Annotated in this window: 11 protein-coding genes; 7 read left to right on the top strand and 4 right to left on the bottom strand. The window is 63.1% G+C overall.

Features of this window, described 5'->3' with window-relative positions:
• Positions 1–76: 76 nt before the first annotated feature.
• Both C4J86_RS15170 and C4J86_RS15165 read right to left on the bottom strand, forming a co-directional pair.
• A complete protein-coding gene (locus C4J86_RS15170) occupies positions 77–3,151 on the bottom strand; it encodes an efflux RND transporter permease subunit (protein WP_124371010.1) in 3,075 nt (1,024 codons plus the stop codon).
• A gap of 2 nt (positions 3,152–3,153) precedes the next feature.
• A complete protein-coding gene (locus C4J86_RS15165) occupies positions 3,154–4,260 on the bottom strand; it encodes an efflux RND transporter periplasmic adaptor subunit (protein ID WP_124371009.1) in 1,107 nt (368 codons plus the stop codon).
• A 100-nt stretch (positions 4,261–4,360) separates the two neighbouring features.
• Between C4J86_RS15165 and C4J86_RS15160 the strand changes: the two genes are divergently transcribed.
• From C4J86_RS15160 to C4J86_RS15145, 4 genes are all read left to right on the top strand, one after another.
• Positions 4,361–5,566: a multidrug effflux MFS transporter gene (locus C4J86_RS15160; RefSeq protein WP_124371008.1), complete on the top strand. Its 1,206-nt coding sequence runs from the start codon at positions 4,361–4,363 to the stop codon at positions 5,564–5,566.
• Between the two features lie 76 nt (positions 5,567–5,642).
• Positions 5,643–6,509: a pirin family protein gene (locus C4J86_RS15155; RefSeq protein WP_124371007.1), complete on the top strand. Its 867-nt coding sequence runs from the start codon at positions 5,643–5,645 to the stop codon at positions 6,507–6,509.
• Positions 6,510–6,788: 279 nt separating this feature from the next.
• A complete protein-coding gene (locus C4J86_RS15150; RefSeq protein ID WP_124371006.1) occupies positions 6,789–8,234 on the top strand; it encodes a mechanosensitive ion channel family protein in 1,446 nt (481 codons plus the stop codon).
• Positions 8,235–8,327: 93 nt separating this feature from the next.
• Complete coding sequence (locus tag C4J86_RS15145) at positions 8,328–8,765, top strand: carboxymuconolactone decarboxylase family protein (protein ID WP_124371005.1); 438 nt, start codon at positions 8,328–8,330, stop codon at positions 8,763–8,765.
• Between the two features lie 3 nt (positions 8,766–8,768).
• Here the strand turns inward: C4J86_RS15145 and C4J86_RS15140 are convergent, their stop codons facing one another.
• Both C4J86_RS15140 and C4J86_RS15135 read right to left on the bottom strand, forming a co-directional pair.
• Positions 8,769–10,931, bottom strand: a complete 2,163-nt coding sequence (locus tag C4J86_RS15140; protein ID WP_124371004.1) for a TonB-dependent siderophore receptor — start codon at positions 10,929–10,931, stop codon at positions 8,769–8,771.
• Positions 10,932–11,122: 191 nt separating this feature from the next.
• Entirely contained in the window at positions 11,123–12,016 is an 894-nt protein-coding gene (locus tag C4J86_RS15135) for a LysR substrate-binding domain-containing protein (RefSeq protein ID WP_124371003.1), read from the bottom strand.
• 112 nt (positions 12,017–12,128) lie between these two features.
• On the opposite strand from C4J86_RS15135, the gene C4J86_RS15130 reads away from it, so the two are divergent.
• Genes C4J86_RS15130 through C4J86_RS15120 form a run of 3 tightly spaced genes read left to right on the top strand, consistent with a single transcriptional unit; the run spans position 12,129 to position 14,390 of the window.
• On the top strand, positions 12,129–13,133 hold the full coding sequence (locus tag C4J86_RS15130) for an aldo/keto reductase (RefSeq protein WP_124371002.1): 1,005 nt from the start codon (positions 12,129–12,131) through the stop codon (positions 13,131–13,133).
• A gap of 17 nt (positions 13,134–13,150) precedes the next feature.
• Positions 13,151–13,948, top strand: coding sequence for an SDR family NAD(P)-dependent oxidoreductase (locus C4J86_RS15125; RefSeq protein WP_124371001.1), 798 nt, complete (start codon positions 13,151–13,153; stop codon positions 13,946–13,948).
• 25 nt (positions 13,949–13,973) lie between these two features.
• Positions 13,974–14,390, top strand: a complete 417-nt coding sequence (locus C4J86_RS15120; RefSeq protein WP_124371000.1) for an SRPBCC family protein — start codon at positions 13,974–13,976, stop codon at positions 14,388–14,390.
• The last annotated feature ends 2 nt before the right edge of the window (positions 14,391–14,392 follow it).

The raw sequence follows: 14,392 nt of genomic DNA, 5'->3' as shown, positions 1-14,392 counted from the left end.
AAACCATCTGCACTCCCTCGCACTGTTTAATCAGGCGAGGGACTTTGCAGAGGTTTTCAGGGCAGGGGAGTAGAGCTTATCCGGCGGTTACGTGGGAAGTTTCAGCAACCCTGTCGCGCAGCACCAGGCTGCACAGCGCCGGCAGGAACAGCAGCGTCAACACCGTGCCCACCAGCACCCCGCCGATCAGCACGTAGGCCAGGGATGACCAGAACACCGACAGCGTCAGCGGAATGAACGCCAGCGCCGCCGCCAGTGCGGTGAGGATCACCGGCCGCGCTCGGCGCACGGTGGCCTCGACGATGGCCTCGCGGATCGGCATGCCGTGGTCCTGGTTCTGGCGAATCTGGTCGGTGAAGATCAGCGTGTTGCGCATCAGAATGCCGCCGATGCCGATCAGCCCGAGGATCGCGTTGAACCCGAACGGCTGGTTGAACAGCAACAAAGTCGGCACCGCGCCAATCAGGCCCAGCGGCGCGGTGGCGAAGACCATCAACATCACGCCAAAGGAGCGCACCTGGAACATGATCACCGTGAGGGTCAGCAGGATCATGATCGGGAACAGCGCCGCCAGGGCGACGTTGGCCTTGGCGCTTTCTTCCACCGGGCCGCCGATGTCGATCCGGTAGCCGGTGGGCAGCTGGCTGATCAGCGGTTGCAGGTCTTTGTACACGGCCATTTCCACATCGGGCGGTTGTACGCCGTCGATGATGTCGGCGCGCACTTCCACGGTGGTGGCGCGGTTGCGGCGCTTGAGGATCGGTTCTTCCATCACCGCCTGGAAATGCCCGACCTGGGCCAGCGGCACCGATGTGCCGGCGCTGTTGGTCAGGGTCATGTTGTTGAGGTTGCCGAGGTCTTCGCGTTGGCTGCCCTGGGCGCGGGCCACCACGGACACGGTGCGGTTGCCTTCACGCACTTCGGTGATCGGGTTGCCGCTGAGCAGGGCGTTGAGCTGCGACTTGACCTCGTCCGGGGTGAAACCCAGCAGGCGCAGGCGATCCTGGTCGAGCACCAGGCGGTAACCGCTGGCGCGCTCGCCCCATTCGAGAAAGGCGTCGCGGGTCAGTTTGTTGCCGGCCACCACTTGGCGCACCTGCTCGGACAGCCCGCGCAGCGTGTCCAGGTCCGGCCCGGACACACGGAACACCACGGGGAATGGCACCGGCGGGCCGAACACCAGTTGCGTGACGCGTACCCGCGCCGCTGGAAACTCGCCGGCAGCGATGCGCTCGCGCATGCGCACTTTCAAGGCATCGCGGGCGTGGGAATCCGGGGTTTGCACGATCAGCTTGGCGAACGCCGGGTCCGGCAGCTCAGGGTTCAACGACAGGAAAAAGCGCGGTGCGCCGCCGCCTACATAGGTGTCGACCAGGCTCGTCTGCGGTTCCTGCAACAGGGCTTTTTCCACCTGCGCCGCCACCGCTTCGGTGCTTTTGAACGCGCTGCCGGGCGGCATGTACACCTCCAGAATCAGCTCGGAGCGGTCGGAGTCGGGAAAGAACTGTTTCTTTACCACCGCCATCCCCAGGCCGCACAGCACAAACGCCGCCACCACCAGCCCGGTCACCAGCCAGCGCCCTCGCACACAGGCCTCCACCAGGCCGCGCAGTTTCTGGTAATAGCGCCCGGCATAAATCGCATCATGCCCGCCGGGCACTGGCTTGATCTGCGGCAACAGCTTCACGCCCAGATACGGCGTGAACACCACCGCCACCAACCAGGATGAAATCAAGGCAAAGCCTACGATCCAGAAGATATTCCCGGCGTACTCGCCCGCACCGGATCGCGCGAACCCCACGGGTAAAAAGCCGATGATCGTTACCAGCGTGCCGGTCAGCATCGGTGCCGCCGTGGAGCTCCAGGCATAGGTGGCCGCATGGATGCGATCAAAGCCTTCTTCGAGTTTCACCACCATCATCTCGATGGCGATGATGGCGTCGTCCACCAGCAGGCCCAGGGAAATGATCAGGGCACCGAGGGTGACGCGGTCGAATTCACGGCCGGTGACGAGCATGATCACAAACACGATCGACAGCGTCAGCGGCACGGCCGCCGCCACCACCAGCCCGACGCGAAAGCCCAGGGCCAACAGACTGATCAGCATCACCACCGCCAGGGCGACGAAGAACTTGAGCATGAACTCGTTCACCGCCAGGCTGATGTTTTTCGCCTGGTCGGACACCTTGGCAAAATTTACGCCCAGGGGCAGGTCGGCCTGGATTCGGGCTTCCTGGGCCTGCAGGCTTTTGTCCAGTTCCAGGCCGTTCCAATGCTTCTGCATGATCACCCCGAGCATCAGCGCCGGGTCGCCTTGGTGGCGGATGCGGTAGCTGGGCGGGTCTTCATAGCCGCGCCTGACGGTGGCCACATCGGCGATGCGCAGCACCCGGCCATTGGCTTGCACCGGCACGTTCTCGATCAGCGCCAGGCTGTCGAAGGCGCCATCGATGCGGATGTAGGCGCGGGCGCCGGCGGTTTCGACGAAGCCCGAGGGCGCCACGGCGTTCTGTGCGGCGAGGGCGGCGAAGATCTGTTCGGGCTTGATGCCCAGGGTCGCCAGGCGCTCGTAGGAAAACTCGACAAACACGCGCTGGGCCTGCTCGCCAAGGATATTGACCTTCTTCACCCCCGGCAGGTTGAGCAGGCCCTGGCGCAGCGTTTCGGCCATTTGCACCTGCTGGCGATGGGGCAGGTGTTCGGCCTCCAGGGCGTACAGCGCAAAGTAGACATCCGAATACTCATCGTTGAAAAACGGCCCAATCACGCCCTTGGGCAGTTTTGCGGCTTCGTCGCTGAGCTTTTTACGGGTCTGGTAGAAAAGCTCCTGTATCTCGCTCGGGCGCGTGGATTCAAGGAAGGTCATGCGCATCGAAACGAAACCCGGTTGGGCGATGGTCTCGACGCGGTCGTAGTAGTCCAGTTCCTGCAGGCGCTTTTCCAGGCGGTCGGCCACTTGCTCCTGCATTTCTTCAGCAGTGGCGCCGGGCCAGGCGGCGGTGATGGTCATGACCTTGACCGTAAACGAGGGGTCTTCGGCGCGCCCCAGTTTGCCGAACGAGAAGATCCCGGCAGCAATAATCGCGATGATCAGGAACAGCGTGACGGCGCGGTGCTTGACCGCCAGTTCCGAAAGGTTGATTCCACGCATGCTCATTGGTCCTGTTTGCGGTTGAGGGCCAGCGCCTGGGCGGGCAGCAGGCGTACTTTGTCACCGCTGTGCAACAGGTGCGCGCCGAGGGCGACGATGGTTTGGCCGGGCCTGACGCCGCTGTCGAGCAGGGCCTCTTCCTGGCCGAGACTGGCGACTTTCACCGGGGCGAAGCTGATCCGGTTGTCTTCACCGATCAGCCATACGCCGGTGCCTTGCCCCGCATCCTGCAACGCACCGATAGGCACGCGGGTTTGTTGGGCCTGGCCGTTGCCTTGCAGGCGCACGGTGATGGTGGAACCGAGGGCGAAACGTTCGAGCGGGCCATGCAGCACATAGCGCGCGCGGTAGGTGCGGGTGGTGGGGTCGGCGCTGGCGGACAGCTCGCGCAGGGTGGCGGTGACGGCCTGGTCCGCGGCGCCGAAGGGGAAGGCCAGGGCGTTTTGCGCGGCCTGGGCGCGCTGCTGTTCGGGCAGGTTGACGATGGCTTCGCGGGCGCCGTCATGGGCCAGGCGCGCGACGATCTGCCCTTCGGCCACCACCTGGCCGCGATCCGCCAGGACGTCAGTGATGACGCCGTCGCCATCGGCCTTGAGCACGCTATAAGTACGCCGGTTTTCGATCTGGCTGGCATCCGATTGCGCCGCCGCCAGTTCCGCTTCGGCGACGCGCAGGTTGGTCGCCGACTGGTCGAAAATCTGCCGCGACACCGCGCCGGTACTGGCCAGGCGCTGGTAGCGGTTTTCGTCGTCGCGGCGCTGGCGCAGTTGCGCCTGGGCGGCGTTGACGCGGTTTTTTGCCGAGCGCAACGCCAGTTCGAAATCGCCGATGTCCAGCACCAGCAGGGTGTCGCCCCGAGAGACGTGCTGGCCTGGATCGACCTTGCGTTCGATCACCTTGCCGCTGACCCGAAAGCCCAGGTTGCTTTCGGTACGGGCGGCAACCACACCGGTGTACGCGCTTTGCTGGGTGCCGCCAGCCTCGACCTTGACGGCGAGTACCGGACGCGGCGGGGAGGTTTGAGCGGCACTGTCCGCCTTGCTGTTGCAGCCACTGAGGACCATCAACAGAGCCAGGGGCGTTAAGAGGCGAAGGGAAAGGGGCGGCATGACGGACTCCAGGGTGACCACAGGGCAAAAAATTATGGACATAATTTTTCGCTCATATTATGGTCGAAATATAAATTAATCCAGCCCCCGGACATTCCCCATGGCAAACGCCCCGGCACCTTCGCGCCGCTTGTTGTTCTTACTGGTTGCGCTGACAGCGCTGGGTGAAGTCTCGACGCAATTGATCATCCCGGGCCTGGGCGCCATCGAGCAGGCGTTGGCGGCGCCGCCAGGCTCGGCGTTGATGGCACTGTCGGCATTTGTGGCCGCGTTCGGCCTGGGGCAGTTGCTGTTCGGGCCGTTGTCGGACCGTATCGGCCGCCGCCCGGTATTGATCGCCGGCCTCACGCTGTACGTGCTGGCGACGCTGTCGATGCTGCTGGTGACGGACATCCAGCAATTTATCGCCGCCCGCGTGCTGCAGGGCCTGGGGGCATGCGCCGCGTTGGTGCTGGCGCGCACGGTGGTACGCGATGTGTGGAAAACCGAGGCGGGCCCGGCCCTGGCGCTGACCATGATCGGCATGCTCTATGCCATTGTCGTGGCGCCGATGGCGGGCGGCTTGCTGATCAAGCTGTTCGGTTGGCACGCGCCCATCGTGCTCGCTGTGGTCATCGGCAGCGTCGTGTGGCTGCTGGCGGTGGCGTTCTTTCGCGAGAGTAACCCTCACCTCGATCCCAAGGCCGCGCATTGGCGCACCCTCGGCGGGCAATACCTGGATTTGCTCAGGGGCCGCCAGTACCGCGCCTATGCCGTGGCGCTGGCCTGTACCTACGGCGCGATGTTCGCGGTAATTGCTGGTTCGTCGGCGGTGTTCATCAACCTGCTGGGGTTGAGCAGCCTGGAGTACGGCATCAATTTTGGCCTGATCGTGTCGATGCTGATCGTCGGTTCCACCTATACCCGACGCAACATTTTGCGCCTGGGACCGCAGCGGATTGTGACGATGGGCGTGACGCTGGTGGCCGCCGGCGGGGTGTTGGCACTGGTGATTTATGCGCTGTTCGGGCTCTCGGTGGTCGGCCTGGACCTGCCCATTGCCCTGGCCACGCTTGGGGGCGGGCTGGTGCTGCCCGGTGCGGTCACGGGCGGGGTAATGCCCAACGCCCATCGCGCCGGTCTGGCCGCCGGGTTGATGGGGTTTGCGCAGATGTTCGGCGCCACCTGCAGCGGCGTGCTGTTGAGCCATTTACGTGATGACAGCGCTACGCCGATGATCGTTATTCAAGCCGTTTTTGCCGTCGCCGCCTTCGTCGCGTTCCACCTGTTGCGCCAGCGCACGCCCAAGGTATTGTCCTATACATAGAACGCTCAAAGCCGCGTTCGCCGCCTAGTGTTCAACGGTTGGGAGACTTATGGTGTAGGCACTTTGGAGGTACACCATGAAAAAACTGATCGGTATCTACACCAGCCCCCGCGCCCATTGGGTCGGCGACGGCTTTCCGGTGCGTACGCTGTTTTCCTACGACACGATGGGCAAACACATCAGCCCCTTCCTGTTGCTGGACCACGCCGGCCCGGTCGATTTCACGCCCACCGACGCCCGTCGCGGTGTCGGCCAGCACCCCCATCGCGGCTTTGAAACGGTGACCATCGTCTATGACGGCGAAGTCGAACACCGCGACTCCACCGGTGCCGGTGGCAAAATCGGCCCGGGCGACGTGCAATGGATGACAGCCGCCAAAGGCATTCTCCATGAAGAATTTCATTCTGAAGCTTTCGCGCGCACAGGCGGGGCGTTGGAGATGGTGCAACTATGGGTCAACCTGCCCGCCAAGGACAAAATGGCCGACGCCGGTTACCAGACCATCGTCGATGGCGACATTCCGGTGTTGGCGCTGCCGGGCGACGCGGGGCAACTGCGCTTGATCGCCGGTGAGTTCGCCGGCACTCAAGGGCCTGCGCGGACCTTCACGCCGATTGACCTGTGGGACTTGCGTCTGAAGGCCGGTAAGGCCGTTACGCTGGACCTGCACGTTGGGCGTAACACCGCGCTGGTGATACTGAGTGGAACGGTGTTAATCAATGGCGAGGAAGTCGCGCGCCAAGGGCAACTGGCACTGTTCGAGCGTGACGGTGACCGGCTCACCCTGGAGTCCAATGACGACGCCAAGGTGCTGTTGCTCAGCGGCGAGCCGATCGACGAGCCCATCGTCGGCCACGGGCCGTTCGTGATGAACACCGAGCAGGAAATCCACCAGGCCTTTGCCGACTTCCAGTCGGGAAAATTCGGGCGCATGCAGGCCTGAAAGCCCGTGGGAGGGGGCTTGCCCTAATGCCAGTCAGTTAAGAAGTAGCGGGAGCGAGAACTAACTTGTGGCGAGGGAGCTGGCTCCCGCTGGGGCGCGAAGCGGCCCCAAACAATGGGACTGCTGCGCAGTCCAGCGGGAGCAAGCTCCCTCGCCACAGGTTCGGTGTCGCCTTAACTGGTTGGCATTAGGGTTTGCCCCCTCCCACATTTTTTTCTGCGCTATACCCGCCATCGCCATTCATGCGATCTTCTCGGCATTCGCCCTGGAGTCGCCTGGATGCCCTCATTTATCGCTGATCACCCGATGTTGTGCGCCGTGGCGCTGATCCTTATCGACATTGCCGTGTGGCGCCTTATCTCGCCCACGCTCGCCAACTGGAAACTCGCGGCGCGGCTGGTGATCTTTGCGGTGTTCAGCGCGGTGTTGTTCAACGACGGCATGAACCCCATGCAAGCGGCGCCCTACGCCGATGACACCACCCTGCACCTGGCGGCCACCGCGTTGCAGATCGGCTGGTGGCTGTTCGCCGCGCGCACCCTCACGGTATTGCTCGGCGCGGTGATGATGCAGCGGGTCGGCCATACCGGGCGGTTATTGCAGGACCTGATGGGCGCCGTGATTTTCCTGATCGCGATCATCGCCGCCATGGCTTACGTGCTCGACCTGCCGGTCAAGGGCGTGCTCGCTACTTCCGGCGCCGTGGCGATCATCGTCGGCCTGGCGCTGCAAAGCACCCTGAGCGACGTGTTTTCCGGGATCGTCCTCAACACCACCAAGCCTTACCAGATCGACGACTGGATCTCCATCGACGGCACCGAAGGCCGCGTCACCGATATCGATTGGCGTGCCACGCGGTTGCAGACGTCCCAGGGCAGCCTGGCGGTCATCCCCAATTCCTTGGCGGCCAAGGCCAAGATCATCAACTTCTCGCGCCCGGCGGATATGTTCGGCCTGGCGGTCAGCCTGCAAGTGAGCCCCCATGCGCGCCCACAAACGGTGATCGAGGCCCTCGAGCGGGCGATGCAGGGCTGCCGGGCGCTGTTGGCCAAGCCGGCGCCCAGCGTGGCGTTCAAGGTGTCGAGCAGTGGCGGCGTGGAGTATGAAATCAGTGGCTTCGTGCCGGCCATGGGCCTCAAGCGCGAAGTGCGCAACCAGCTTTACGACCTGGCATTCCGACACTTGCAGGCGGCGGGCGTGGGCCTGTTGTCTGCCACCGAAGGCAGCACGCCCGCCACGGTCTCCGGCGCGCGGGCCTTGCTTGAGCGTTCGTCGATCTTTTCCACGTTGCGCCAGGAAGAAAAGGACACCTTCAGCCAGAACATGACCCTGCACACCTACCGCGCCGGCGACATGATCCTGCCGGCGGGGGAGGTCAGCGACCATTTGTTCATCATTGAATCCGGCGTGGTTTCGGTGATGTTGCTCAAGGGTGGCCATAAGTTCGAAGCCGGGCGCATGGGGCCGGGGGAGGTGATCGGCGAGTCCGGCATCTTGTCCGACCAGGCCACGCTGGCGGACTTCACCGCCAAGACTTATTGCACCCTGTACCGCATCGAAAACGAATACCTCAAGCCTTGCCTGGATGCGCGGCATGACATCGGCGAAGCCATGAAGGCGCTGTTGGATTTCCGCGTGCATGCCGCCCAGGCGCTGACCGAGGACGCGCCGGTGGTGCCGGTGAAGAAGGGTTTCCTACAGTGGTTGAAGAACCGTGGCCTGTAGATTGGTCACCTGTTCTTCGCCCGGATTGGCTATTTCTCCAGAACGCCCAGGTGACTAATCTGCTCACCAATCCCACCGTTCTGGAGTTCCACCATGCAAACCCGTACCGATTTCTACACCGCTTCCCCCGACGCCATGAAAGCCATGCTGGCCCTGGAGGCGGCGGTCGGCAAACTCTCCATCGAACTGCCGCTGCTGGAACTGGTGCGCCTGCGCGTCTCGCAGATCAACGGCTGCGCATTCTGCCTCGACATGCACACCGCCGATGCACGCAAGGGCGGCGAAACCGAGCGCCGCCTGTACACCCTGTCGGCCTGGCGTGAAACGCCGTTCTTCACCCCGCGTGAACGCGCCGCCCTGGCCTGGGCCGAAAGCCTGACCCTGCTCAGCCAGACCCACGCCCCGGACGCAGACTTCAACACACTGGCCGCTGAGTTCAGCCCGCAGGAACAGGTTGACCTGAGCGTAGCGATCGCCACCATCAACAGCTGGAATCGCCTGGCCGTTGGCTTTCGCAAGATGCCCAAGTAAACCTTAGAAATTCACCGAAGCACTCAAGCGCGCCGTCAGCGGCGCGCCCTGGAACAGGTAGTCATCGCCCATGTATTCGCCCGCGTCGCGCCAGTAGCGCTTGTCGAACAGGTTGTCGACGCTCAGGCGAAACACCGTTTCATAGCCATCGACCCGGGTGGTATAGCGGCTGCCGATATTGACCACCGCATAATCGCCCACGTCCACAGTGCCGTTGCGGTTGGCGTACTTCTTGGCGCTGTATTGCACACCGCCGAGCACCGCCAGGCCGTTGACCCATGGCAATGCATAGTCGGCATACACACTGGCGCGCAGCTTGGGCACGTTGATCGCCTGGTGCTCTTCGTATGCCGGCGTGCCGCTGCCGTTCACCCGCGCCCGGATCGCCGCGACGCTGGTGGAAACCTGCAGGCGCTCGGTGGCCCAGCCGTTGGCCGACAGTTCGATCCCGGTGTTTTTCTGCTCGCCTTGTTGCACATAGTTGAACCCACCGTCTTCGGGCTTTGCATACTGATAGGCCTGGCGTGTCTGGAACACAGCGGCGGCGAAGCTGATGCGGCGCCAGTCGTATTTCACCCCGGCTTCGATTTGTCGCGAGGTGGTAGGCGCCAGGGTTTCATCGGCGTTGTTCGCAAACCAGGGCGCGGTGCCGCCCAGGGACAGCCCTTTGCTATAGCTGGTGTACAGCGAGATGTTTTCAATCGGTTTGTAGATCAACGAAGCCTGCGGCAGGAACACATACTGTTGGGTGTGGCGGGCCTGGTTGCCGGTGACGCCGTCGAAGGCTGTTTCGTCCAGGCGTACTTCGCGGCCGCCGAGGATGGTTTGCCATTGCTCGTTGAAGCGAATGCGGTCGGTGACGAACAGGCCGTACTGGCGGCTGTCGAGGGTGCGGTGGCTGTCGTTCAACGGTTTGTCAGTCGGCGGGAAGCTCGGCGCATCTGCGTCGATATTGGCGGTGCCAATGAGCTCATTGACCGACTTGCGCTTGTCTATCACCCGGCGAAACGCGCTGGTGCCGAAGGTCAGCTCATGGCCTATGCCTGCGGTGTCGAACAGGCCGGTCATGGCGGCCTGGACTTCGTCGTCACGCCGCGTGTCGTCAGGGCTGCGGTAGTCGTAGACGTCGTAATTGCCTTCGGGGCTGAAGTAGTTCGGCACGCTTGCCGAGCTGCAGCTGGCCGAGCCGTAGCAGCCCCACGCAAATGAGCTGTAATCGTCAATCACCACCTTGCTGCGCGCCGCGCTGATGTTGCCTTTCCACTGATCGCTGAAACGATATTCGAATTTGCCGTTGAGGTTCAGTGAGTCGATGCCCACTTGTCTGGAACCGGTCTGGTGGCCAAGCAGCTTTTTCGGCGAGGCGTCGTGGGGTACCTCGGTACCGCCGAGCAATTGATAACCCGGCACCGAACGCTGCTGTTTGTTCTGGTATTCGGCATCCAGTTGCAGCACGGCATCCGGGCTGATGTTCCAGTCGAAGGCCAGGGACACAAAATCGCGCTGGCCGTTGGCATGCTCCACGTACGAATTAAGATCCTCGTGGGCGACGTTGGCGCGCAGGCCGAACTGCTGCTCACTGCCGAACCAGCCGCCGACATCAGTGGCCACATAACCGCTGCCGCGATCATCGCTGGACACCGTCACCGAACGCACGTCCTCGGGGCGCTTGGTCACGTAATTGATCACCCCGCTGGGCTCGGAAATCCCGCTTTGCAACCCGGCCAGGCCCTTGAGCACTTCCACCTGTTGCTTGTTTTCCAGGGCGACGTTCTGCTCGCCGGTGATGGTGCGCCCATTGATCTTGTAGCTGCTCGCCGCATTCAGCGAGAAGCCGCGCACCACGAAGTTTTCGTAATAGCCTATCGGTGCGTAGCTGTCGCCCACCGAGGCGTCGTTGCGCAGCACCTGACTGAGCAGGCGGGCCTGCTGGTCCTTGATCAGCGTGGCATTTATTACGCTGATCGAGGCGGGTGTATCGAGCAAGGGCGCCTCATCGAAGCCACCGACCGCGGCGGTTTGCGTGCGATAGCCGGCCTCATCCTGGCCCTGGATCTGCACCGCCGGCAGTTCAACCTGCGCCGCCAGGCTGTGACCGATGCCTCCACTGAACAACAGGCCAAGGGCGAAACGTGAAGTGACGACGGGACGAAAACGCAAAACCATGGGGCAAGGCCTTAAAGCGCTGGGCGGGGGGCGCATAAGCTAGGGGGAAGTGCGGGACTTTACAAGATGCCAGTATGGACTCGGTCAAACTGTGGGAGGGGGCTTGCTCCCGATTGCGGTATATCAGCCATAGATGAGCTGACTGACCCACCGCTATCGGGAGCAAGCCCCCTCCCACAGTTTGGATCGCGTCAGCCTTGGGGTTCGGTCAGCACTTTGCGAAACGTTTCCACCAACGGCCGCAGGTTGATCCGGTGCCAGGCCGCCCACAGCGGGGTGGTGTAGCTCAGCCAGGGCAGTTCGCGCAGCACCACGCCCGGCGGTGCGTTGCGGCTCAGGCCCTTTTGGACCATCGCCACGCCCAGTCCGGAGGCCACCAGGCCCAAGGCGGTGAAGGGCTCGCTGGCTTCCATGGGAATCTGCGGGGTGAAACCGGCACGGATGCACGCGGCGACGAAGTCGTCAGCCGGGCTGGCGCCGGGTTTGCGCTGTACGCCGATCCATTGTTGGTCGGCCAGGTGCTCGGGCAACAGCTCGTGTTGCTGTGTCAGCAAATGATGCTCGGGCAAGGCCAGCAGCATGGGTTCATCGAGCACCTGGCGGGCGGTCAGGTCCGGATCGTCGGCCGCTGGTGGTTCGCCCACCAGGGCAATGTCCAGGCTGCGCTGGCGCAGGCCTTCCAACTGTTCAAGGGAGGGCAGGTTATACAGCTTGATATGCACGTTAGGCCGGTCATCGCGCAGCACGCGCAAGGCAGTGGGCAATACCCCGGCGTGCATGGCGTTCTCGATATAGCCGATGCACAAACCGCCTTCTTCACCTCGGCCCAGGCGCTTGCCCAGGGACTCCAGGCGGTTGGCGTGGGTCAGCAGCGCCCTGGTTTCGGCGAGGAAGGTCTGGCCGTCGCGGGTCAGGCGGATGCGTTGCTGGCTGCGTTCGAACAGCGTCAGGCCCAGGCGCTCTTCAAGCTGGGCGATCTGCCGGCTCAACGGTGACTGGGAGATGTGCAGGCGCTCGGCGGCGCGGCCGACGTGTTGTTCTTCGGCGACCACTTCGAAGTAGCGCAGTTGGCGTAGATCAATCATGTAAGACCTATCGGGACTCAAGTTGGTCGTAGTATGTCTTGGACGGTCCGATCCAGGCAATCTAGGATCTGCTCAACGGTCATTGCGACCCTGAACCGATTGAGGAACCATCATGAGCTTGAAAGACAAACTGCCCGGCGTCCTGGGCTTTGGCACCGCACCGCTGGGCAATATGTTCCGCGCTATTCCTGAAGACGAAGCCCAGGCCACCGTCGAGGCCGCCTGGAATCACGGCGTGCGTTATTTCGATACCGCGCCGTTCTACGGTTCGGGGTTGTCGGAAATCCGCCTGGGCCAGGCCTTGTCCCATTACAACCGCGACGACTACGTGCTCAGCACCAAGGTCGGCCGGTTGATTCTCGACGAAGTCGAGGAAAGCGCCCGTGACCTGGGCGAGAAAAGCGGTGTGTTCGAGCACGGCCGTCCGAACAAAATGCTCAATGACTACAGCGCCGACGCCACCTTGCGCTCGATCGAAGACAGCCTTGAGCGCCTGCGCACCGACCGCCTGGACATCGTGTGGATTCACGACATTGCCCAGGATTTCTACGGCGATCAGTGGCTGGAGTACTTCAACCAGGCGCGTACCGGCGCGTTCAAGGTGCTGACGCGCTTGCGCGAAGAAGGCGTAATCAAGGCCTGGGGCCTGGGTGTGAACCGCGTCGAACCGTGCGAGCTGACGCTGGACCTGGCCGAAGCCCAACCTGACGGCTTTCTGCTGGCCGGGCGCTACACCCTGCTCGACCACGACCGTGCCTTGCAGCGCCTGATGGACGCGGCCCTCGCACAGCACGTTGAGATTGTGGTCGGTGGCCCCTACAGTTCCGGCATCCTTGCCGGCGGTGCGCACTTTGAATACCAGCAGGCCAGCCCGGCGATCATCGGCAAAGTCGAGCAGATCAGGGCGATTGCCCAGGCATTTGGCGTCAGCGTCAAGGCCGCTGCGCTACAGTTTTCCCTGGCTCACCCGGCCGTGGCCGCGGTGATTCCCGGTGCCAGTCGTCCGGGGCGTATTGCCGAAGACTTCGCGGCGTTGTCAGAGCAGATTCCAGCAGCCTTCTGGCAGGCGTTGCGCGATGCGCAGTTGATCTCGCTTCGCGCGCCTCTGCCGCTTTAACCTCAGGAGTTCCAACCATGAAAATCGATGTGAGCGGCAAAGTAGCCATCGTCAGCGGCAGCACGGCCGGGATCGGCCTGGGCATCAGCCAGGCCCTGGCGCAATCCGGTGCCACCGTGGTGGTGATCGGGCGTGACAGCGGCAAAGTCGACGCTGCACTGGCGAGCATCCGCCAGGCGGTGCCAGGCGCCGATCTGCGCGGGTGCGTGGCCGACCTGGGCACGGTCGAAGGCGCCGAGACACTGTTCGCCGCCGAACCCCGCGCCGATATCCTGGTCAACAACCTGGGCATCTTCAATGATGTGGATTTCTTCGAGGCACCGGACAGTGAATGGACGCGTTTCTATGAAGTCAACGTGATCTCCGGCGTGCGGCTGGCGCGGCATTACGTACCGGGCATGGTCGAGCAGGGCTGGGGGCGGGTGATCTTTGTGTCGTCTGAGTCCGGCGTGGCGACCCCGGCAGACATGATCAATTATGGCGTGACCAAAAGCGCCAATCTGGCGGTGTCCCATGGTCTGGCCAAGCGCCTGGCAGGTACCGGTGTGACGGTCAACGCGATCCTGCCGGGGCCGACGTTCACCGATGGCCTCGAGCACATGCTCAAGGACGCCACGCAACAATCCGGGCGCACCGCGCGGGACGAGGCCGATGTGTTCGTGCGCAACGCGCGGCCGACGTCGATCATCCAGCGCGCGGCGAATGTGGATGAAGTGGCCAACATGGTGGCGTACATTGCTTCACCGCTGTCGTCTGCCACTACCGGCGCCGCATTGCGGGTCGACGGTGGGGTTGTCGACAGCATGGCGATCTGATTTTTAACGCTCTGGAGTATTTATCGTGGCAACAGCGTCTTCTGTGATCGAAATCCCTGCGTCGGCTGACCAGGTCTGGAAACTCATCGGTGGCTTCAACAGCCTGCCTGACTGGCTGCCCTTCATCGCCAAAAGCGAGCCGAGCGACGGTGGCCGCGTGCGTCACCTGCATACTGCTGATGGCGGCCAGATTGTCGAGCGGTTGCAGACCTTCGACAACGTGGCGCGCACCTACAGCTACACCATTGAGCAGTCGCCGTTTCCGGTGAGCGCTTACTTGGCGACCGTGCAGGTCGAAGCGCTGACCGAATCGTCTGCCAAAGTAACCTGGTCCGGCGTGTTCACGCCGGCCGAGGGCACCACGGATGCAGCGGCGGAGACGTTGTTTGCCGGCGTGTACAACGATGGTCTGGAGGCGTTGCGCGCCAACTTCCCCGGCTGACG

The organism is Pseudomonas sp. R2-7-07 (assembly GCF_003852355.1).
Classification (GTDB): domain Bacteria; phylum Pseudomonadota; class Gammaproteobacteria; order Pseudomonadales; family Pseudomonadaceae; genus Aquipseudomonas.
This window is presented reverse-complemented; position numbering and strand designations above follow the sequence as displayed.

Excerpts from the sequence above, each read along its gene's own strand:
- C4J86_RS15150 (WP_124371006.1), top strand. The coding sequence starts at position 6,789 with ATGCCCTCATTTATCGCTGATCACCCGATGTTGTGCGCCGTGGCGCTG.
- C4J86_RS15130 (WP_124371002.1), top strand. The coding sequence starts at position 12,129 with ATGAGCTTGAAAGACAAACTGCCCGGCGTCCTGGGCTTTGGCACCGCA.
- C4J86_RS15165 (WP_124371009.1), bottom strand. The coding sequence starts at position 4,260 with ATGCCGCCCCTTTCCCTTCGCCTCTTAACGCCCCTGGCTCTGTTGATG.
- C4J86_RS15125 (WP_124371001.1), top strand. The coding sequence starts at position 13,151 with ATGAAAATCGATGTGAGCGGCAAAGTAGCCATCGTCAGCGGCAGCACG.
- C4J86_RS15145 (WP_124371005.1), top strand. The coding sequence starts at position 8,328 with ATGCAAACCCGTACCGATTTCTACACCGCTTCCCCCGACGCCATGAAA.
- C4J86_RS15155 (WP_124371007.1), top strand. The coding sequence starts at position 5,643 with ATGAAAAAACTGATCGGTATCTACACCAGCCCCCGCGCCCATTGGGTC.
- C4J86_RS15140 (WP_124371004.1), bottom strand. The coding sequence starts at position 10,931 with ATGGTTTTGCGTTTTCGTCCCGTCGTCACTTCACGTTTCGCCCTTGGC.
- C4J86_RS15135 (WP_124371003.1), bottom strand. The coding sequence starts at position 12,016 with ATGATTGATCTACGCCAACTGCGCTACTTCGAAGTGGTCGCCGAAGAA.
- C4J86_RS15160 (WP_124371008.1), top strand. The coding sequence starts at position 4,361 with ATGGCAAACGCCCCGGCACCTTCGCGCCGCTTGTTGTTCTTACTGGTT.
- C4J86_RS15170 (WP_124371010.1), bottom strand. The coding sequence starts at position 3,151 with ATGCGTGGAATCAACCTTTCGGAACTGGCGGTCAAGCACCGCGCCGTC.